Source organism: Kitasatospora sp. NPDC001095 (assembly GCF_053598615.1).
Genome location: NZ_JBSFKQ010000053.1, coordinates 1 through 20,872, shown reverse-complemented (window position 1 = coordinate 20,872; position 20,872 = coordinate 1). Strand labels below are relative to the sequence as shown.

Below are 20,872 nucleotides of genomic sequence, written 5' to 3'. Positions count from 1 at the left end.
AGGGCCATTTATCTCACTTTTATAACTTCTTTACATCGAGGACGGCAGCCTTCGGGGCCGACACCACGTCACAAAGAAGTGATTTTTCCGCTTTTCTCCCACCATCAGGCTGAACCTTCGCGCGCTGTGATCACAATGTGGCATCCGATTCGCCCTCTCATCCGGAACAAAGACCTCCGAATCCGACCGGACCGTCACTGTCGGCTTGCATGATGGGGACGCCTGCGAACCGCACAGAAAGTGAAGGGGATGCACCGTCACAACGCCTACCGAATAGGGCGAACCACTCGGAGAACGGCAACCGCGCTGATCGCGGCCGCCGCCGTGAGCATCGCCGTACTGGGCCACGTCCCCGTCTATGCCGACACGGGAAGTCCCTCCGCTCCTCCTCAGGCCGACACCCCCGAACGGTCCGCTGTTCTGAAGGCACGCCAAAGCGGCAAGCCCGTCGAGGTCTCCGAGCGACAGGACGAGTCGACAGATCTCCTGGCGAACCCGGACGGCAGCTTCACCATGCGCCGTCACGGGAGGCCGGTCCGTGCCAAGGTCGCAGGGCAGTGGCAGCCGGCCGATGCCACTCTCGAGCGCCGTCCCGACGGGACCATCGCTCCGAAGGCCTCCGTCTTCCCCATGACCTTCTCCTCCGGCGGGAACACCCCGCTGGCGGCTATGCAGAAGGACGGCAAGTCCCTGGCCATCACATGGCCGACGCCGCTGCCGCAGCCCGAGTTGAACGGCAGCACAGCCCTGTACCGCGACGTGCTGCCCGGGGTGGACCTGAAGATCCTCGCCGAGGCCGACGGTTTCTCCCACCAGCTGGTCGTCAGAACCCGCCAGGCCGCCGAAGACCCGCGCCTGGCCCAGGTCACCTACGGCCTCAAGACCGCGGGCATCACCCTCAATTCGGCTCAGGACGGCCGGATCTCCGCGACCGACGGCTCCGGCGGCACCGTCTTCACGGCGCAGGCCCCGCGGATGTGGGACTCCCACGCCCCCGCCGCAACTGCCCAGCAGCCCGCCACGGCCGCTCCCTTGCCGGTGGCCAAGAACGCGCCGGCAGCGGCCGCGCAGTCCGCCGACAGCACCCCGCCATCGACCCCGGCCGCGCCCGGGCCCACCGAGCACGCGCCGAAGACGATGGCCACCGAGATCACCTCGGACACGCTGCGGCTGACCCCGGACGCCGAGCTGCTGCACGGCGCGGACACCGTCTTCCCGGTCGTCATCGACCCGACCTTCACCGACGGCTGGCGCAACCGCTGGGCGGTCGTCTACTCCGCCACGCCGGGTGCCGCCTACCCGGACGGGAACGGCTGGAACTCGGACAATCCGGCGGACGAGCCGCGCGTCGGCTACAACGGCAGCGGCAACACCCGCTCCTACTTCGAGATGAACACCCGCGGCCTGGCCGGGGCCACCATCATGTCCGCGACCTTCCACGTCGAGGAGACCCACTCGTGGGGCTGCGACCCGGCTGCGGCGGGCAACACCGAGCTCTGGGCGACCGGCCCCATCAACACCACGACACCGACCTGGAACAGCCAGGCCTCCTGGATCTGGCAGCTGGACGCCAAGGCCTTCGCCCACGGCAACCCCACCTACTGCCCCGGCGTCCAGGGCCAGGACTTCAGCACCGAGAACCTGCGCGCCGTCGTCCAGGGCGCCGCCGATCGGGGCGACGACAGCGTCGCCCTCGGCCTGCGCACCCCGGACAACTACCTCGGCAACAAGAACAGCTACAAGCGGTTCAAGAACAACCCGTGGCTCGAAGTCACCTACAACCGGCCCCCGGTCCTCCACGACTACGCAGCCTGGGAGAGCCAGTGGACGCCGGGCAGCAGCAGCAACGTCAACGTCCCCTGCATCAGCGACCCGGCCGCGTGGCCCACCGTCGGGCGCAACGACGTCGTCCTGACCGCCAGGATCTCCGACCCGGACAGCGACGTCGCCCTGAGCGCCAAGTTCGAGGCCTGGGACCACAACACCGGGCAGTTCTTCCCCCCGGTCTGGGCGGGCGCCCCCAACGGCTCCTGGGCCGTCACGAGACTCGGCGCCGACAGCCTGCGTGACGGCGGCCGCTACAAGTGGCACGTCCAGGCCGAGGACGGCATCGCCGGCTCGGGCTTCGGCCGTGACTGCGGCTTCAACGTCGACCGCACAGCGCCCTCCAAGCCGACCGTCACCTCAGCCGACGGCCACAGCATCGACACCGAGGACGTACCCGCCCGCACCCCGCGCACGGTCAAGTTCGCCTCCAGCGACCAGTTCGGTCTGAAGGGGTTCTGCTACTCCCTCAACAAGCCGCTGCCCGTGGTCAACCAGGGCTGCGGCGGCACCTGGGTGGACGCCGGCCCGGACGGGACCGCGACCGTCACGTTCACCCCCACCCTGTATCCGACCAACCGGCTCACCGTCCAGGCCGTGGACAAGGCCGGCAACCTCTCCCCCTACGACGGTTCGGACGGCGGCCCCAACTCCAGCACCACGCTGATCACGACCGCCCGCAGCAACTTCGTCCACGACGCGACCGACCCGGCCTTGGTCGGCGACCGCCCCGGCGACCTGACCGGTGACGGGTACGCCGACCTGGTGGCCGCCACCAGCACTGGCGAACTCGTCCTCTACACAGGCCACGGCGACGGCACCTTCGAGCAGCCCCGGACCGTCGCTACCCCCGGCTGGTCCGGCGCCCAGGTCACCCACCGGGGTGACTTCGCCAACCAGAGCCCGAGCCTGACCAAGGACGGCTACGAGGACTTCCTTGTCAAGCAGGGCACCCGGCTCTACCTCTACCCCGGCAACGGCATGGGCGCCCCCGACGAATCCAAGCGCACCGAACTGGCCCATCCCAGCGGCGGCGACTGGTCCGCCACCAGTCAGATCGTCGCCACCGGCAACCTCGACAACGTCGTCGGCAACGACCTGATCGCCAAGGATGGTGACACCCTCGTCATCTACAGCGGTACCAAGGACGGTCCCCTCGCCAGCGAACCCGGCACCAACAGGCTGAAGCCCGGAGCCGTGATCTCCGCCTCCGGCTGGAGCGACTACGACGTCCTCGCCCCCGGCGACGTCAACGGCGACGGCATCCCCGACCTGCTCGCCCGACGCAACACCACCAACCCGAACGACGCCGAGTACGGGCGCGTGCGCCTCGTGCTCGGCGCCCGCAACGCCGACGGCCGCGGCTACCAGGCCGCCGCCCCCGCCACCGGCACCGTCTACGCCACCGGCCTCGACCCCCAGCACCGGCCCCTGATCACCACGCCCGGCAACCTGCACGGCAGCGTCGCGGACAGCGGCAGGGGCTACCCCCTGTTCACCCCGACCCCGGGCCAGACCACCGGCGACGTCCTCGCCACCACGCCCGCCGACTCCGCCACCCCGGTGACCTACTACACCCCGGACGGAACCGCCCAGACCACCACCTGCCCCACCGGCTGCCTGCTGATGTACCCCGGCACCCCGACCGGGCTCGGACAACCGCGCCTGGCCGCCCAGGGCAACCTGCACACCGTCACCGCACTCGACGGCGGACAGAGCCTGCGCAGCCCCGCCACCACCATGACGCGCGCCGCCAACGGCACGCTCGTCGCGGTCAAGGTCACCGCCGACGGCAACCTGTGGGCGACCAACCAGACCGGCACCGCGGGCGGCTTCCGCAGCTGGTACCAGCTCAGCAGCCAGGGCCTCCACACCGGCGACCCGGCGCCGATCCTGTCGCCGGCCGCCGGCGGCACCGTCCACGTCTTCGCCCGCACCCGCGCCGGCGGGATCGTCGACTACGCCCAGGCCGGCCCCGACTCCTCCTTCAGCCCCGCTGCGGCGGTCGGCAGCTCCGCGCCGGTCTTCGCCCGGGACCCCGCCATCACCCTCACCGCCAACGGCAGCATGATCGTCACCGCCGTCGACACCGGCGGCGACCTGTGGGCGACCAACCAGACCGCGCCCGGCTCCGCCTTCGGCACCTGGTTCAAGGTCAGCGCCAGCGGCGGCCTCACCGGCCGCGCCGCAGCCGTGACATCCCCCGCAGGAGGCGGCACCGTCAACCTGTTCGCCCGCACCACCAACGGCCACATCGGCTTCTTCGGCCAGGGCAGCCCCACCAGCGGATACAGCCCGGGCGCCTACCTCGGCACCACCTCGCCCGCCTTCGCCGGGGACCCCAGCGTCACCACCGCCTCCAACGGCACCATGGTCGTGGCCGCCATCGACGTCAACGGCGACGTCTGGGCCATCGACCAGGCCGCACCCGGAACACCGTTCCGCGAGTGGTACAAGATCAGCCTCACCGGCGGTACCGGCGGCGCCACCAGCATCGTCCTGTCCCCCGGAGCCGGCGGCACCGTCAACATCGTCGCCCGCACCACCAACGGACACATCGCCCTGTTCGGCCAAGGAAGCCCGACCAGCGGATTCAGCACCGGCGCCTACCTCGGCAACCCGAACATGATCTTCGCCGGCGACCCGCGCGTCACGCTCCTCAACAACGGCGCCATGATCGTCACCACCACCGACACCGCAGGCACCACCTGGGCCATCGACCAGGGCTCTCCCGGAGAATCCTTCCGCTCCTGGTACCAGGTGTAATCACAAGGACAGGAAGACCAACAGGGCGGCCGGCCTGGCGTGTTCCGCCAGGCCGGCCGACCTGTTGCCATAGATGTCGGTGACCTGCGAGGTTGAACGCCAAGCTCAGCGCAGCCCTGCCGTCCGGCGCTCGAACACCACGGGGCGGGCGGTCTCCAACGCCGTGGAGACCGCGCCGAGGAGCACCGCCTCCTCCCCCAGCAGGCTCGGCGCGAGCGTCGGACGCATCGGGGCGAGCCGGTGCAGGGCCTGCTCCAGCGGTTCCAGGAGCAGGTCCGCACTGCTGCCGATCCCGCCGCCCAGCACCACCAGGTCCGGGTCCAGGACCGCCGACAGCACGGCCACCGCATAAGCGAGCCGCTCGGCCTCCCGCTCCACCGCCCGGACCGCCGCCGCCTCCCCGGCCCGGGCCCGCTCGAACACCTGCTTCGCCGTCAGCTGCCGCGCCGCGGAGCCCCCGCCCAGCCCGAAGTCCCTGGCCGTACGCACCACGGCGTCCGCGGCGGCCTCCTGCTCGATGGTCGCGGTCGGCTCGTCGGCCCGCCCGAGCAGCGGGACCAGGCCGATCTCGCCCAGCGCGCCGTGCGCACCGAGCAGCAGCTCGCCGTCCTTCACCACGCCCAGCCCGAGCCCGGTGCCGACCAGCAGGTAGGCGAACATCCGGCTGCCCCGCCCGGCGCCCAGGGTGTACTCGCCGAGCGCCGCCAGATTGGCGTCGTTGGCCACCGAGACGCCCGTCCCCAGGCCCTCGCCTATCCGGTCGAACAGTCCCGGCCTGCCCCAGCCGGGCAGGCTGTTGGCGTAGCGCACCCCGCGAAGCTGCTCGTCCCACACCCCCGGGGTGCCGATCACCGCGTGCACGATGTCCGGGGCGGTCAGGCCCGCCTCGGCGATCGCCTCGTGCGCGGCCTCGACCACCGCGTCCGCGACGGCGTTCGCCGAGCGGCCCCGGTTGGCCACGTCCCGGCGGGCGACCACCGTCCCGGCCAGGTCCGCCACCGCCACGCGCAGCCGGGCCCGGCCGATGTCCACGCCGAGGACGTGCCCGGCCGTCGGGTCGACCTCGTACAGCACGGCCGTGCGGCCCCGCTCCGGGGCCAGCCGACCGGCCTCTCGGACCAGGCCGGCCCGCTCCAGTTCGGCCAGCGCGGCCGACACCGTCGGCTTGGACAGACCGGTGTCCCGGGCCAGCTGGGCGCGCGAGGAGCCGCCGCCGGTGCGCAGCAGTTCCAGCAGCAACCACTCGTTGTTGCTGCGCAGCCGCTGCCGGTTCCACGGCACCCCTGGGGCCCCGGCCGCCGGGCGACTGGTCGGCTGGTGGGGGCTCATCGGGTTCCTCCGGTGTGGGTCTTCGGGCGCGGGTCGGGTCGGTACGGCCGGGTGGGCCCGGCCCGGGGCGTCCGGGGTCGGGCGCCGCCGCCCAGTATGACCGGTGATCATCCCGCGTTCGCCCGCCGTATCAGTACGGCCCCGCCGGCGGCCTCGTCGACGTACCCCCGGACCCGCCGGCGGCCCCGTGGACACACCGGCGGCCCCGCCGACGTACTCCGCTACAACACCGTCCCCGGCCAGTCAACGTTTCACCCACTTGTGGGCGTGCCGCACCCGGGCGCGTGATCATGGGCGTATGCACTTCCGGCACGGCAACCGAGCAGAGGGTCCGCGGTCCGCGACACCGGACTCCCGGTCCCTGGCGGCAGCCGCGGCGGCCCTCGCCGCGCGGCTCGGAGCGATCACCGGCGGCGACGGCGGTGACGGTGACGGCGGTGACGGCGGCGACGATCCGGAGCGGCTCCGCGAGGTCCTCGCGGCCGCCCCGGTCGGGGTCGCGCTGCTCGACGAGCGGCTGCGCTGGCAGTACCTGAACGCGGCCTTCACCACCGCCACCGGGCTGCGCCGGGCGGACCTGCTCGGCCGTGCCGCCGGGACCACCGCCTTCGCCGGGGCCCTCGGCATCCTGCGCCGGGTCATCGAAGACGGGATCGCCCGCGAACACGCCACCGGGGGCCCGGACGGCGCCGGCGCCCCCGTGCCGCCCGGCCTGCGGGCGCGCTACCGGGCCCTGCGGAAGTCCGGGCGGACCACCGGTGTGATCGTCGTCGTGCTGGACGACCCCGACCCGGCCCGCGACCAGTTGCGCGAGCTGGAACAGGCCCGGGCCCGACTCGCCCTCCTGGACGCCGCCACCGAACGGATCGGCACCACCCTCGACGTCGGGACCACCGGCACCGAGCTCGCCGTCTTCGCCGTGCCCGGGCTCGCCGAACTCGCCGTCGTGGACGTGCTGCCGCCCGCGGCCGAACCCGCCCGGGGCGGCCACGGCGCGTCCCAGCGGCTGCACCGGGCCGGCGCCCGGGCCGTACCCGCGCTGGCCGCCGGCCTCTCCGAACTGCCCAGGCCGGGCGAATCGATCCGCCACCGGGAGGGTTCGGCCGCCGCCCGCAGCCTGGCCGGCGGCGTCGCCGTGCTGACCGAACCCGGGCCCGAGGACGCCTGCCCGGCCGGGACGGCCTCACTGCTGGTCCTGCCGCTGGCCGCCCGGGGCCGGCTGATCGGGCTGCTCACCCTCGGCCGCACCACCGCCGGCCCTGCCTTCACCCCGGACGAGGCCGCCCTGCTCGGCGACCTGCCTGCTGGCCCTCGCCGACCCGGGCCGCGGCCGCTGGACCCTCTCCAGCGCGGGCCACCTGCCGCCCGCCCTGATCGCCCCCGGCCATCCGACCGAGCTGCTGCGCATCCCCGCCGGCCCGCCGCTGGGCACCGGCCTCGGCGGCTACGAGCAGACCACCCACCCGCTCCTGCCGGACCAGACCCTGCTCCTCTACACCGACGGTCTGGTCGAGCGCTGGGGCGAGGACATCGACGTCTCCCTGGAACGGCTCGCGGCCCTGCGCCTGCCCGCCGCCGGAGACCTCGACGACCTGCTCGACGCCGTCCTCCACGCCCTCGCCCCGCCCCCGGCCCCGACCGCCGAGGACGACATCGCCCTCCTGGTGGCCCGTACCCGACAGCGCTGACGGCCCGCCGGTTTCCGGACCCGGGGCCGCTCGCCCGTCCTCGCTCCGACCGTCCTCGCTCCGACCTTCCTTGCGCCGACCGTCCTTGTGCCGACCGAGCTTGAACCGACCGAGACTGTTCAGGGCGGACCCCCACCCCGACGGCCTCCTGGGCTCACACCTTCGCCAGCGCCCGCCGCACGTCCGCCCAGATGTCCTCCGGGTGCTCGATGCCCACCGACACCCGCACGGTTCCGGGACCGATGCCCGCCGCCGCCAACTCCGGGTCCGACAACTGCCGGTGGGAGGTGCTGGCCGGGTGCAGCACCAGGGTGTGCACGTCGCCCAGGGAGGGGGCCAGCGAGGCGAGCCGGACGGACTCGGTGAACGTCGCGGCAGCTTCGCGGCCGCCGGCCAGGTCGAAGGCCAGGACGCCGCCGTGGCCGTCGGGCAGCAGGCGGCGGGCGAGTTCGTGGTCGGGGTGGGTGGGCAGGCCCGGGTAGTGGACGGCGGTGACGGCGGGGTGGGCGGCGAGCCGGCCGGCCAGGTCGAGCGCGGTCTCGCAGTGGCGGCGGACCCGCAGGGCGAGGGTCTGCATGCCGCGCAGGGTCAGCCAGGCGGCGAACGGGTCGGCGCTGGCGCCGAGTTCGAGCGAGCGCCGCCAGACCCGCCGGTGCAGCTCCGGGTCGGCGAAGACGGCGACCCCGCCGAGGACGTCGGAGTGCCCGCCGAGGTACTTGGTCACGGAGTGGATCACGATGTCCGCGCCGTGCTCGACCGGCCGGCACAGCAGCGGCGTCGCGAAGGTGTTGTCCACCACGCTCACCACCCCGGCCCGCCCGGCGACGGCGATCAGCCCGGGCAGGTCGGTGACCCTGGTGGTGGGATTGGAGACGGTCTCCAGGAGCAGCACCCGGGTGCGGGGCCGCACCGCGGCCGCCACCCCGGCGGGGTCGTCGCCGCTCACGTAGCTGACCTCGACACCCCAGCGCTCGGTGAGGTCGGTCAGCGCGCCGATGGTGCCGCCGTACAGGTTGCGCTGGGCGACCACGTGGTCTCCGGCGCGCAGCAGGGCGAGCAGAACGGTGGTGATCGCGCCCATGCCGGAGGCGGTGGCGAGGGCGCCGGTGCCGCCCTCCAGTCCGGCGACGGCCTGCTCCAGCGAGCGGACGGTGGGGTTGCCGAAGCGGTTGTAGAAGAAGGCGCCGTCCGGTCCTCCGTGGGCCTCGGCGAGCGCGTCGCCGGTGTCGAAGGCGAACAGGTGGCCCTGGTGCAGCGGGACGCCGAGCGGACGGCTGCCGGCGGCCTCGGCGAGCGGCGGGTGGACGACCCGGCTCTCGGGGCGCAGCTCGTCGGGGGCTTCGTACGCGCGGGGTGCCTCGTACGCCTCGGAGACGTCGGAGATGTCGGAAACATCGGAAACGTCGTGGGAGCCGGGGGCCTTGTGGGAGTGGAAGTCGCTCATGGCGGTCATCCTCCGGCGGTCCCGGCACCCGGGCCAGGGCCAATCACCGCCAAGTGGCCCGCCCCGGGCGGTCGTTCCGGCTCCACCGCCCGGAGGCGGCGGCGACGCCCGGGTCACGGCCACGGACGGTCCTCGGCTGCGGACGGCCCACGGCTGCGGATGACCCTCGCTTGTGGACGGCCCTCGGCGGCTACTTGCGGCGGCTGAAGATCCGCTTGACGGCGTAGACGATCCCGACGATGAGCAGCACCACGAACAGGATGATCAGGATGACCACGACCAGCAGGAACTTGCCCAGCTTGGCGAAGAAGCCCTTTTTCTTCTTCTCGTCCTTGGCCAGGTGCGCAACATCGGCGGAGGCGGCGCGCGCCTCGGTACGGACTTCCGAACCGGTGGCAGCGGCAGCGGCCCCCACGCTGGCCCCCGGGTTCGCGGCGGCGGCCGCGACGGTGCGGGGCGCGGCCACGGCCGCCGCACCCGATGCCGCGGCGGTGAGGCCGACGGCGGCCAGCAGGGCCACCAGGGCGCCGGCTACCGAACGTGCGATCCGATCAGTCATCGTGCTCCTCTTGAGAGTCCGGAGCAGCGCGTATCACCTGGTCTGACCAATTTCTCATGGTCTGACCAGCTGGTTTTCCCATCCGCGCCTAGTATGCTCCACTGAAGTTCTACAGCGGTGTAAAAGTTTAGCGACGGGCGGCGCCCGGATCGGCTCCGGCCCCGGGCCACGCGAACCCGCCGCTTCGACGGGGGCTTGCGTGGCAACTGTGGAGGATGACGACGTGTCTGGCCGCAAGGGTTCCCCCGAAGCCGAGAATTCGCCGCACCGGGCAGCCGGGCGCCGGGCGGCCGCCCGGAGGGACGACCAGCGGAACGGCCGGGGAGGCGACCCGACGGGCGGCCGGAACCCGGACGGCGCGAACATACCGGACGGCGCGAACATACCGGACGGCCGAGCGGCGGGCCGCGCCCGGAAGAAGCCCAAGCGCAGCACCAAGGAGAAGGTGCTCTGGGCGACCGCCGGCTGCACCGCCCTCGCCGTCCTCGGCGGCGGCGCCCTCTACTACCGGCTGAACAGCAACATCAACACCTTCGACGGCGACGCCCTCAGCAAGGACCGCCCGGAGGCCGCGGCCCCGGACGCCCAGGGCCGCACCCCGGTCAACGTGCTGCTGATCGGCTCGGACAGCCGCGGCAACGGCAACAGCGACCTGGGCGGCGGCGGGGACGGCGGCGCCCGCTCGGACACCGCGATCCTGCTGCACGTCTACGCCGACCACAAGCACGCCGTCGGCATCTCCATCCCCCGCGACTCCCTGGTCACCGTCCCGCCGTGCAAGCTCCCCAACGGCAAGTGGACCAAGGAGCAGACCAACGTGATGTTCAACAGCGCCTTCTCGGTCGGCGACAGCGATCAGGGCAACCCGGCCTGCACCCAGAACGCCGTCGAGAAGCTGACCAACCTGCGCGTCGACCACACCGTCGTGGTGGACTTCAACGGCTTCGCGTCGATGACCAAGGCGGTCGGCGGCGTCGAGGTCTGCCTGCCGACCGACATCCACGAGGGGGACCTCAACCCCAACCTGGGCCACAAGGGCAAGCTGATCTTCCCCAAGGGCAAGCAGAAGGTCGAGGGACAGGCCGCGCTGGACTACGTCCGGGTGCGGCACGGCATCGGCGACGGCTCCGACATCGGCCGCACCAAGCGCCAGCAGGCGTTCCTCTCCTCCCTCATCAAGGAGGTCAAGTCCCGCGGCATGGACCCGACCACGCTGCTACCGCTCGCCGACGCGGCCACCAGGTCGCTGACCGTCGACCCCGGCCTCGGCTCGGCCGCGAAGCTGCTCTCCTTCGCCATGGAGCTCAAGGACGTCGACCTGCACGACATCAAGTTCCTGACCGTGCCCTGGCGTTACGAGGGCCCGCGGGTCGCCCTCGTACACCCCGACGTGGACCAGCTGTGGGCCGCGCTCAAGGCCGACCGCACCATCGACGGGCAGGACGCGAGCGCCCCGGCCGACCCGGGCCCTGCCGCCGCCGTCACCACCGCCCCCGCCGCGCCGGCCCCGGCTTCCGCCCCGACCCCCGCCTCGGACGCCAAGGCGGCCGAGGTGAAGGTGTCCGTGCTCAACGGCACCGGTGAGACCGGGCTCGGCGGCCGGGCCGCGGAGACCGTCAAGGGCGCCGGCTACACCGTCACCGGCGTCGGCAACGCGGTCGGCAAGCCGCGCAGCACCACCGTCGTCGAGTACGGCACCGGCGAGCGCACCGCGGCCGAGGCGGTCGCCAAGCTCTTCCCCGGCGCCACCGTGCAGCCCGGCGGCCGGGGCGTCAGCGTCGTCCTCGGCCACGACTTCGCCGCCGCCAACCCGGCGAGCACCACCGCGCCGGCCCCCGGCGGCACGACCACCGCCCCGGCCCCGCTGCCCACCAGCGTCAGCGGCGCCGCCCGCTCGGCCGACGACGACCCCTGCGCCAACCTCTCGTACGGCTGAGCCCGGCCGCGCCTCGGACGAACCGCGGTGGGGCGCCCAGCCGCGGCTCGTCCGAGGGGCCGTGGTTCCATCCGAGGGGGTGTCAGCGCCTCGTCCCGCAGGACGGGCAGAACGCGGCGCCGTCCGGGACGTTCTGGTTGCAGCTCGCACACTGGACGGGCTGTGCCAGCCGGAAGCCGCAGCCCGGACAGAACGGTGTGCCGTGGGTCTCGGTGTGGCACTGCGGGCAGACCAGCTGGCGCGGCGCGTTCACGTCGAACCCGGCCCCGGACTGCTGCCCGGACTGGTACGCCCGCTCGCTGACCGTGTCGTTGAGGCCGCGGTGCTGCGCCGCCACCGCCTCGGCGGCGGTGTCCGGGGCGCAGTTGTGGCACAGGCCCTGGGCCGGGTTGAAGCAGCGCCCGCAGACGTAGTGGGTGCACCGGGCACAACGGTTGAAGTGGGACTGGGCGTTGGCGATGGACCGCTGGAAGGCGGCGTCCCGCGAGGTGCCCCAGGTCTGGCCGGCCAGCCCGTCGGCGGCGTTGCTGATGGTGTTGGCGTTGCCGCCGATGAGGTTCCAGGCCGCACTGACGCCCTTGCCTATCCAGCCGGCCACCTGACCGGTCCGGAACGGCTCGAACGTCGAGCGCCAGGTGTCCGAGCAGCGGTAGCAGTAGAACTCGAACTGGAAGCCCGCGCCGGTGCCGTGCTGCTCGCACAGGTCGCGGTAGTTGTTGCTGAAGTAGATCTCCGAAGTCACGTCGTCCCCGGTCGCTCAGTGGCCTGTCAGCGGTCGCTCCCAGGGACGATATGGGCTCACCGAACGGTTCCGCCAGGAACTGGCGTCCCGCCTGCTCAGAGCCCGGAGACCGGCAGCAGCAGCACCCGCACCGGGTCGAAGCGCTGCCAGAGCGCAGGCTGTCCGCTGCGGCCGATCCGCAGCCGGCACCAGCGCTGCCCGGCCGCGTCCTGCCACCACGCGCTGATCCGGCCGAGCGCCCAGGCGCCGTCCCCGAGGTCCACCTCGACCGGCTGGTAGACCCACCGGACGTCCCGGTCCTCGGGCTCCGCTTCCGCCGGGCCCCCGGCGCTCTCGGCACCCTCGGGACTGCACTGACTCTCCATCACGGCTCCGCCTCCCGACCCGGCCCCGGCGGCCGGACGCCCGCTCGGGGCGGCCGGCGGCCGGGGGTGCAGCTCACCTCCTGAACTCTACAGGCGTGTAGAGATCGGCGGGAGGAGTTCCGTCGAAGACGATCGACCCGTGGCCCGTCGGCTGAGCGCCGGGGTGCGGTGGGCCTGGGCCGGGGTGGGCCGGGCCGGGGTGGGCCGGCCTCAGCGCTCCTTGCGCGAGGACCGCCGTCGCCACAGGGCGAGCGGCACGATCCCGGCCAGCGCGGCGACCTCCGGCGCCGGCGGCTCCTCGAACGGCGCACCGGCCGCGCCCGCCGCCCCGGCCGGCACCTTGTCGAAGGTGTCCGGGACCGGCAGGGTCGACCAGTCGGACAGCGGCCAGGCGACCACGAAGGCCCGGCCGACCACGTTGTCCACCGGCACGAAGCCGTCGCCGGTCTGGTTGTGGTGCCAGCGGGAGTCGCGCGAGTTGTTGCGGTGGTCGCCCATCACCCACAGCTTGCCCTTGGGCACGGTGACGGTGCCGACCGGATCGTCGTCGCAGGGCGTCGAGCCGGGGAACAGGTACGGCTCGTCCAGCGCGACGCCGTTGACCTTCAGCGGCGCGCCGGCCTCGCAGTCGACGGTGTCCCCGCCGACCGCGATCACCCGCTTGATCAGGTCCTTCTCGTCCGCCGAGGGCATCAGGCCGACGGTGCTCAGCACCTTCTGGACGGTGCCCGTCACGGAGTCGCCGGAGGTGGTCGGCGCGCCCTCCAGCCAGCCGCCCGGATCGCGGAACACCACCACCTCGCCGCGCTCGGGCTTGGCGCCGAACCACGGGGTGAACTTGTCGACCAGGACCCGGTCGCCGATCGCGAGGGTCTGTTCCATCGACCCGGAGGGGATGGAGAAGGCCTGGACGAAGAAGGTCTTGATGCCGAGCGAGAGCAGCAGCGCGATCACCAGCAGGATCGGCAGCTCCTGCCAGAACGGCCGCTTCTTCCGGGGGCGTTCGGCCTTCTCCTCGACCTCCCCGTCGGGCGTCCCGGGCACCTTCCCCGCCCCGCCGGCGTCCACGTCCGCGCCCTCCGCCACCGTGGTGCCCGTACCCGCCCGCGCCCGGCCGTCCCGGGCCTCCTCGCGTTCCCCGGCTCCGCCGCCGCTCTCACCGGACTCCGCGCTCCGCTGCACACTCATTTCCTCGGCCCCTCCCGCGGCCTGGCGGGAGCCGGTAGGAAGACCCCCTGTCAGGAACGAACCTACCGAACAGAGGTTCCCGGGCGCGCCCTGACGTGGATGCGCTCGCCCTGCGGACCGAACAGGCTGAGGAACTCCACCGGCTGCGGGCCCGCGTTGCCGAAGGCGTGCGGGGTGCGCGTGTCGAACTCGGCGGCCTCACCGGCCGTCAGCACCAGGTCGTGGGTGCCGAGCACCAGCCGCAGCCGTCCGGACAGCACGTACAGCCACTCGTACCCCTCGTGGACCTTCAGCTCCAGCTCGGGCCCGGCGTTCCTGCCCGGTGGCACGATGTGCTTGTAGGCGTGCAGCCCGCCCAGGTGACGGGTGAGTGGGACGATGGTCTGGCCGTTCCTGGTCACCGGGCGCGGGTGGATCCTCGGGTCCCCGGTGGCCGGGGCGCCGACCAGTTCGTCCAGCGGCACCCGGTACTCCCGGGCCAGCGGCAGCAGCAGCTCCAGCGTCGGCTTGCGCTGCCCTGACTCCAGCCGGGACAGCGTGCTGAGCGAGATGCCGGTGGTGGCCGCCAGTTTGGCGAGGGTGGTGCCGCGCTCCCGGCGCAGCGCCCGCAGCCGCGGGCCCACCGTGGTGAGGACGTTCTCGAGCTCTTCGTCGGCCATGCCTGCCATTTGCCAGCACAGCAAGGCCGGTTGTCAATCCGGCACACGGGTGAGGTCTCGGCCGCCACCCCTGCGGGTCACCCCCGCCGGTCCCGCCTATCCTCCCGTCATGCGCATCCTCCTCACCCGGGACAGCGTCTCGGCCGGCGACGACGCCGACGCCCCGCACGCCGAGGCCGTCACGCTCCCCGACGGCCTGGACGCCCCCGCGGCACTCGCCGCCCTCGGACTCCCCAGTCCCCGGCTCCCGCTGATCGGCGGCGGCCGAGCCACCTGGGTGGTGCGCGGCGCGGACGGCAGCGCGCTCGCCGTCCTCGCCCAGCAGTGGCCGCAGTCCCGCCCGCTCCCGGCCGGCCGGGGCCCGCTCGAGCACCTGGCCGGAGCGGACGGCGCCGTCCGGCTTCACCTCGAGTACCGGCGCCAGACGGACCCGGCGGCCGAGTACGAGCGGCTGCTGCCCGGCTAGGGCGTTCGGAGGTCAGGGCGTGCCGAGGAGCCGGCCGCCAGGCCGTGCCGAGGAGCCGGCGGAAGGCTCCGGCCTCGCTCCCCTCGGACCTACAGCCAGTCCCGCTTCTTGAACACCAGGTACAACCCGGTGCACACCAGCGCCATCAGCCCGATCGCGAACGGGTAGCCGAAGACCCACTTGAGCTCCGGCATCGTCTCGAAGTTCATCCCGTAGACCGTTCCGATCAAGGTCGGCGCGAAGAGGATGGCCGCCCAGGAGGAGATCTTCTTGATCTCGTCGTTCTGCGCGTGCCCCGCCTCGGCGAGCTGCTTCATCTCCTCGTTCTGCCGCTGCGAGACCAGCGTCGCGTTGACGGTCAGGATGTTCTGGAGCATCTGCCGGAAGCCGTCCACCCGCTCGGCGGCGTAGGTGGCGTGGTCGGCCACGTCGCGCAGGTAGCGCTGGAGGTCGTCGTCGGTGCCGTACTTGCCGAAGCCCGCCTCCAGGCTCTTCATGATCTCCAGCAGCGGACGGGTGGCCCGCTGGAACTCGATCACCTCGCGGGACAGCTCGTAGATGCGGCGGGAGACCTGCGGGTCGCCGCCGAACACCTCGGTCTCGATCTCGTCGATGTCGTGCTGGAGGCCGGCGATCACCGGCGCGTAGCCGTCCACCACGGCGTCCAGCACCGCGTACAGCACCGCCTCCGGGCCGAGTGCCAGCAGCTCCGGGTCCTCCTCCAGGCGGCGGCGCACCGCCGAGAGGTCCGGGGCCTGGGAGTGGCGGACGGTGAGCACGAAGTCGGGGCCGACGAAGAGGTGGATCTCGCCGAAGTCGACCTCCTCCGCCTCGTCCAGGTAGCGGGCGGCGCGCAGCACCACGAACAGGGTGTCGCCGTAGCGCTCCAGCTTCGGCCGCTGGTGGGCGACGATGGCGTCCTCGACGGCCAGCTCGTGCAGGTTGAACCGGTCGGCGGCCTCCAGCAGCTGCGCCTCGGCGGGGCGGAACAGGCCGATCCAGGCCATGGTGCCGGGCCGGCCGGGCAGCTCGCGGTAGATGTCGGCGAGGTCGGCGGGCGCCTCCGTCCGGCGGCCGTCCCGATAGACCGCCGCGTCCACGACGGAACGTTCCAGCGTCACCGGTTCGACGGGCTGGTCGGGGCGCGGGTCCATCGAGTGCTCGGGCGCCGGCTGGGTGTCCGTGGACCGGACGACGGAACGGGAGAACGGACGCTTGCTCGCGCGCACGGCGCGCACACGCCAGTCGGACATGGCGGGAACCTCCACGGTGGATGCCCGGCCGCCGTACGGGAACACGGCGGACCGGAGGCGCCCGGCCGGCCGCCACGCGCACGGCGCGACCGGCGGCGCCTCGTCGGGAGGACGAGGTCAGCGCCGCGCGGGAGCCGTACGGGAGGAGGTGTGCCGGGGGCCGCGAGTGGTGCGGGACAACCGGGGGCGGGGCCGACTTCGACCCGTACTACTGCACTCCACGGCTCTCACCTCCTCGCCTCCGCGCGCCTGCGCACCGGGAGGGGTGCCAGCACAACCCCGCCGAGTCTAGTACCCGCACGCCCCGGGCTCCGACCGGGGCCCTGCCGCGGACTGCTCCCACCACGCCCACCGCTCACGCCCGCGCACCACGGATCGTCCGGACTCGTTCCTCACGCTGCCTCAACGGCCCTGGCGGGCAAGCGCGTTCGTCCGGAGCGAAGTGATCACGGGGAGGAGACGGCGCCACTACGCTACGTGCCATGACTTCTTCGGAGAGGGCCCCGGGGCGGGGAACGGCAGTGGTGATGGGCGGCGGGCTCGCGGGACTGGCGGCCGCGTGGGCGCTGCGCGGGTTCGCCGAGCGGATCGTCGTGGTGGAGCGGGACCGGTACCCGGCAGGGGCGGAGTTCCGGGCCGGGGTGCCGCAGGGCCGACACGCCCACCTGGTGCTGGAGGCCGGGCACCGGCTGCTGGAGGAGATGATGCCCGGCATCCGGCAGGAGCTGACGGCCGCGGGAGCCCAGCGGGTGGCCGCCTCGGACGTCCAGTGGCTGTGCGCCGCGGGGTGGCTGGCCGAGTACCCGGCACAGGTGAGCTTCCTCTCCTGCACCCGGCCGCTGCTGGACAAGCTGGTGCTGGACCGGATCCGCGCCCACCCCGCGATCGAGGTCCTGGAGGGGACGGACGTGGTCGGGCTGCTCGGCTCGGCGGGCGTGGTGACCGGGGTGAAGGTCCGCTCGCGCGGGTCGGCGCACGACTCGGAGCGGTCCGGGGACGGCTCCGCGCACGACTCGGGGAACGGCTCGGCGCGCGACTCGGAGAACGGCTCGGCGCGCAGCTCCGAACGCGGAGAAATCCGGGAGATCCCCGCCGAGTTGGTGGTGGACGCGGCGGGCCGTTCGACCTCGGTGCCGAAGTGGCTCGCCGAGCTGGGCTGCCCGCCGGTACCCGAGGAGCGGGTGGACGCGGGCGTCGCGTACGCCTCCCGGATCTTCCACCGCCCCACCGGGTCCGAGCTCGGGCCGGGCCGGGCGGCCTACCTCCAGACCAAGGCGCCGGACGAGCCGCGCATGGGCGTGCTGCTGCCGGTCGAGGGCGACCGCTGGATCGTCAGCCTCGCCGGGATGCGCGGCGCCGAACCGGGGCCCGGCGAGGAGGGGTTCACCGAGCACCTGGGCCTGCTGCGCGACCCGCTCCTGCACGAGCTGCTGCGGGACGCCGAACCGGCAGGCGGGATACGCGGCTTCCACCCCGGGCCGGGCGTGCGCCGGCACTACGAGCGCAGCTCCCCGGACGGGCTGGTGGTGGTCGGCGACGCCGCGAGCACCTTCAACCCGGTGTACGGGCAGGGCGTCACCGTCGCCCTGTTCTGCGCCCGGGAGCTGCGCCGCACCGCGAAGCGGCACGGCGGGATCGGGCGCGCCACCGCCCGGGCCGCGCGGCACGCCGTCGCCGCGGCGTCCAAGATCCCGTGGATGATCTCCTGCGCCGAGGACGCCCGCTTCCGCGCCACCACCGGCGCGCCCTCCGGCAGCCTGGTCGGGCTCCAGCACCGGTTCTTCGACAAGGTCCTGGCCGCCAGCACCCGGGACCCGTCCGTCACTTCGGCGTTCCACGAGGTGATGTCGCTGGTGGCGCCGCCGTCACTGCTGTTCCGGCCGCCCGTGCTCGCGGCGATCCTGCGGGCCTGAGCAGGCGAGGCGGCATTGAACCCGAGGAGGCATTGACCCGGGGGGCAGTGACCCGATGGGGCCGCGGACCGTGGGCCCGAGCAGATCACGAGCCGTGGGCCCGAGAGCCTCAGCCCGGCGCCTCGGGCACGCGGGTGCTACTCCCCGAGGTGCGCCGCGACGTACGGCAGCGCCACCTGTTCCAGGCCGCGTCGGCCGAACGCGGGGTGGACGTTGACCTCGAAGACCACGCCGCCGCTCTCGGCGGCGAGGTCCACCCCGGCGAGGTCCAGGCCCAGGGAGGCGGCCGCCGCGACGGCCGCCTCCGCCAGCCCGTCGGGCAGGTCGCCGTAGTCGAGCAGGGTGGAGACGGCGCCCCGGCTCTCGTTGCAGGGCGCGTCCGGGTCCGCCTGAACGTGCTCGACCACCCGGACCACCCGCCCGTGCAGCACCACCACCCGGTACTGGTGGCGGCTCCCGTCCGGGAGGACGTTGCGGGCATCGCGGGCGATCAGCCAGTCCGCTCCCGCCCGCGCGTAGTGCCGCGCGGCGGCGTCGAGCTGGGCACGGGTGGTGACGTGGAAGACGTCGTCCCCGCCCATGCCGACACAGGGCCGGGCCCAGACGTCGCCGCCGAGCTCCGCGAAGGCCTCGGCGACGGCCTCCGGACTCGGCTTGGAGAGCGCGATGCTGGGCATGTGCGGCACGCCGTCCCGGAGGAAGCGGGCGACGGTGAGGTCCTTCTCGGTGGCCACCCGCCACGCCTCGGCGTCGACACCGAGCGACCGGGCGCCGAATCCACGCAGCCGCCGCTGGCAGTCCTCGAACGCGCGCCGCCGGTGCGGCGGGATCTCGTACACGATCACCGTGTCGGCGGACACCCTCCGACCGCCCGCCTCCAGCCGGAACCCGCCCTCGTCGTCGGCCTCGACCAGGCCGCTGCCGCCGGTCATGAAGTGCCGGGCGTCCAGGTGTACGGGCTCCCGGCCGGTCAGCGTCCGCGCGGCGGCGGCGAGCACCTTCCGGCTGCCTTCGGTCGAACTGTGATCGGTCAGGAGGACGAGGTCGCGTCGGGCCATGCGGACATGCAAGCGCGTGCGACGCAATCATGACAAGAATGCCTAGCCCGCCATCCGCGCCCGGCGTGGCCGAAACCGTCCTCGGCAGTTCGATCCAGGCTTCTGACCACCGACTCACAGGATGTGGGTCCGCCGTGTGCCTCGCTGCCCCGCTGTCGGATCGGGAATCAGGCACGACCCCGCACGAGGCGCGCCGCACGCCCCGGTAAGGCACTAGTTAGGGCCGCGTAAGAGCCGTTCGCAGGATGGGAGTATGGAGCCCATCGTGAGTCAGACCGTCCTCGCTGCCTCTGGCGTACCCGCCGGCCAGGACGTTCCCATTGCCGTCGTAGGACTCTCCTGCCGACTTCCCCAGGCACCTCGCCCCGAGGTCTTCTGGCGCAATCTCCGTGACGGGGTGGACGCGGTCGGCGAGACTCCGCGGGACCGGTGGGATGCCGAGGCGTGGTATGACCCCGACCCCGCCGCGCCGGGCAAGGCACTCACGCGCCGTGGCGGCTACCTCGACCACGTGGACCGGTTCGATGCCGCGTTCTTCGGGATCTCCCCACGCGAGGCCGCGGCCATGGACCCGCAGCAGCGGCTCATGCTGGAGCTGAGCTGGGAGGCGCTGGAGGACGCCGGGGTGGTGCCCTCGGCGATCCGGGACACGCGCACGGGTGTTTTCATCGGCGCGATCGGCGACGACTACGCCTCTCTGCTGCGCAACGGCGGGGCCGGGGCCATCGGCCGACACACCCTCACCGGGCTGCAGCGCGGCATCATCGCCAACCGCGTCTCATACGCCCTCGGGCTGCACGGGCCGAGCGTCGTCGTGGACACCGTCCAGTCCTCGTCCCTGGTGGCCGTGCACATGGCGTGCGAGAGCCTGCGGCGTGGCGAGTCCACGGTGGCGCTCGCGGGCGGTGTCAGCCTCATCCTCGTTCCCGAGAGCACGGTGAGCGCCGCGAAGTTCGGCGGCCTGTCGCCGGACGGCCGCTGCTACACCTTCGACGCGCGCGCGAACGGCTACGCCCGGGGCGAGGGCGGCGGTCTGGTCGTCCTCAAGCCCCTGGCGGACGCGCTGCGCGACGGCGACCGGGTGTACTGCGTGATCCGCGGCAGCGCCGTCAACAACGACGGCTCCACGGACGGTCTGACGGTTCCCAGCGCGAGCGCCCAGGAGGAGGTGCTGCGCCTGGCGCGGCGGAACGCCGGGGTCTCCGCCGGGGAGTTGCAGTACGTCGAGCTCCACGGCACGGGCACGCCGGTGGGCGACCCCGTCGAGGCCGCGGCGCTCGGCGCGGCGCTCAGGGGCGAGCGCGACGCGGAGTTCCCCCTGGCCGTGGGCTCGGCCAAGACGAACGTCGGTCACCTGGAGGGTGCCGCAGGCATCGTGGGCCTGCTGAAGGTGGCACTCAGCATCAGCCACCGCTTGCTCCCCCCGAGCCTCAACTACGTCTCGCCCAACCCCCGGATCCCGCTGGCCGACCTCAACCTCCGGGTGCAGACGGAGCTGGGCCCCTGGCCGCACCCGGACCGCCCGCTGATCGCGGGCGTCTCCTCGTTCGGCATGGGCGGGACGAACTGCCACGTCGTTCTGGAGGAGGCTCCGGGGCAGGAGGCGCGGCCCGTCCCGGACACGGCCGGCCCCACGTCCTGGGTGTTGTCCGCGAAGGGCGAGAACGCGCTACGGGACCAGG

At 73.2% G+C, this 20,872-nt stretch carries 15 protein-coding genes and 1 pseudogene; 7 read left to right on the top strand and 9 right to left on the bottom strand.

Features of this window, described 5'->3' with window-relative positions:
- Positions 1-630 precede the first annotated feature (630 nt).
- Positions 631-4,590, top strand: a complete 3,960-nt coding sequence (locus ACWDBB_RS30470) for an FG-GAP-like repeat-containing protein (RefSeq protein ID WP_449792640.1) — start codon at positions 631-633, stop codon at positions 4,588-4,590.
- Positions 4,591-4,695: 105 nt separating this feature from the next.
- Here ACWDBB_RS30470 and ACWDBB_RS30465 read toward each other — a convergent pair whose 3' ends face one another.
- On the bottom strand, positions 4,696-5,919 hold the full coding sequence (locus ACWDBB_RS30465; RefSeq protein ID WP_449792639.1) for an ROK family protein: 1,224 nt from the start codon (positions 5,917-5,919) through the stop codon (positions 4,696-4,698).
- A 298-nt stretch (positions 5,920-6,217) separates the two neighbouring features.
- Here ACWDBB_RS30465 and ACWDBB_RS30460 point away from each other — a divergent pair.
- Both ACWDBB_RS30460 and ACWDBB_RS30455 read left to right on the top strand, forming a co-directional pair.
- Positions 6,218-7,153, top strand: a pseudogene (locus ACWDBB_RS30460) (PAS domain-containing protein); the annotation flags it as partial.
- 25 nt (positions 7,154-7,178) lie between these two features.
- Positions 7,179-7,607, top strand: a complete 429-nt coding sequence (locus tag ACWDBB_RS30455; RefSeq protein WP_449792665.1) for a SpoIIE family protein phosphatase — start codon at positions 7,179-7,181, stop codon at positions 7,605-7,607.
- A gap of 154 nt (positions 7,608-7,761) precedes the next feature.
- Here the strand turns inward: ACWDBB_RS30455 and ACWDBB_RS30450 are convergent, their stop codons facing one another.
- Together ACWDBB_RS30450 and ACWDBB_RS30445 are read right to left on the bottom strand one after the other, a co-directional pair.
- Positions 7,762-9,051, bottom strand: a complete 1,290-nt coding sequence (locus ACWDBB_RS30450; RefSeq protein ID WP_449792638.1) for a trans-sulfuration enzyme family protein — start codon at positions 9,049-9,051, stop codon at positions 7,762-7,764.
- A gap of 190 nt (positions 9,052-9,241) precedes the next feature.
- Positions 9,242-9,610 carry a hypothetical protein gene (locus ACWDBB_RS30445; RefSeq protein WP_449792637.1) on the bottom strand — a complete coding sequence of 123 codons (369 nt, stop codon included), beginning with the start codon at positions 9,608-9,610 and terminating at the stop codon, positions 9,242-9,244.
- 223 nt (positions 9,611-9,833) lie between these two features.
- On the opposite strand from ACWDBB_RS30445, the gene ACWDBB_RS30440 reads away from it, so the two are divergent.
- Positions 9,834-11,546 (top strand): LCP family protein, encoded by a 1,713-nt coding sequence (locus ACWDBB_RS30440; protein ID WP_449792636.1) that lies wholly within the window; start codon positions 9,834-9,836, stop codon positions 11,544-11,546.
- An 82-nt stretch (positions 11,547-11,628) separates the two neighbouring features.
- On the opposite strand, the gene ACWDBB_RS30435 is transcribed toward ACWDBB_RS30440, so the two are convergent.
- From ACWDBB_RS30435 to ACWDBB_RS30420, 4 genes are all read right to left on the bottom strand, one after another.
- The gene (locus ACWDBB_RS30435) at positions 11,629-12,288 is read right to left on the bottom strand and encodes a double zinc ribbon domain-containing protein (protein WP_449792635.1); all 660 of its coding nucleotides are present in this window, start codon (positions 12,286-12,288) and stop codon (positions 11,629-11,631) included.
- 95 nt (positions 12,289-12,383) lie between these two features.
- Positions 12,384-12,656 carry a hypothetical protein gene (locus tag ACWDBB_RS30430; RefSeq protein ID WP_449792634.1) on the bottom strand — a complete coding sequence of 91 codons (273 nt, stop codon included), beginning with the start codon at positions 12,654-12,656 and terminating at the stop codon, positions 12,384-12,386.
- A gap of 207 nt (positions 12,657-12,863) precedes the next feature.
- Entirely contained in the window at positions 12,864-13,841 is a 978-nt protein-coding gene (gene lepB, locus ACWDBB_RS30425) for a signal peptidase I (RefSeq protein ID WP_449792633.1), read from the bottom strand.
- Positions 13,842-13,903: 62 nt separating this feature from the next.
- On the bottom strand, positions 13,904-14,500 hold the full coding sequence (locus ACWDBB_RS30420; RefSeq protein WP_392877667.1) for a helix-turn-helix domain-containing protein: 597 nt from the start codon (positions 14,498-14,500) through the stop codon (positions 13,904-13,906).
- Between the two features lie 109 nt (positions 14,501-14,609).
- Between ACWDBB_RS30420 and ACWDBB_RS30415 the strand changes: the two genes are divergently transcribed.
- Positions 14,610-14,966, top strand: coding sequence for a hypothetical protein (locus tag ACWDBB_RS30415; RefSeq protein WP_449792632.1), 357 nt, complete (start codon positions 14,610-14,612; stop codon positions 14,964-14,966).
- An 89-nt stretch (positions 14,967-15,055) separates the two neighbouring features.
- Here the strand turns inward: ACWDBB_RS30415 and ACWDBB_RS30410 are convergent, their stop codons facing one another.
- Entirely contained in the window at positions 15,056-16,219 is a 1,164-nt protein-coding gene (locus ACWDBB_RS30410) for a magnesium and cobalt transport protein CorA (RefSeq protein ID WP_449792631.1), read from the bottom strand.
- Between the two features lie 482 nt (positions 16,220-16,701).
- On the opposite strand from ACWDBB_RS30410, the gene ACWDBB_RS30405 reads away from it, so the two are divergent.
- Positions 16,702-18,132, top strand: a complete 1,431-nt coding sequence (locus ACWDBB_RS30405; RefSeq protein ID WP_449792630.1) for an NAD(P)/FAD-dependent oxidoreductase — start codon at positions 16,702-16,704, stop codon at positions 18,130-18,132.
- Positions 18,133-18,269: 137 nt separating this feature from the next.
- Here ACWDBB_RS30405 and ACWDBB_RS30400 read toward each other — a convergent pair whose 3' ends face one another.
- Entirely contained in the window at positions 18,270-19,190 is a 921-nt protein-coding gene (locus ACWDBB_RS30400; RefSeq protein ID WP_449792629.1) for an ATP-grasp domain-containing protein, read from the bottom strand.
- Positions 19,191-19,443: 253 nt separating this feature from the next.
- On the opposite strand from ACWDBB_RS30400, the gene ACWDBB_RS30395 reads away from it, so the two are divergent.
- The coding region (locus tag ACWDBB_RS30395) for a type I polyketide synthase (RefSeq protein ID WP_449792628.1) at positions 19,444-20,872 on the top strand (1,429 nt) is incomplete at its 3' end.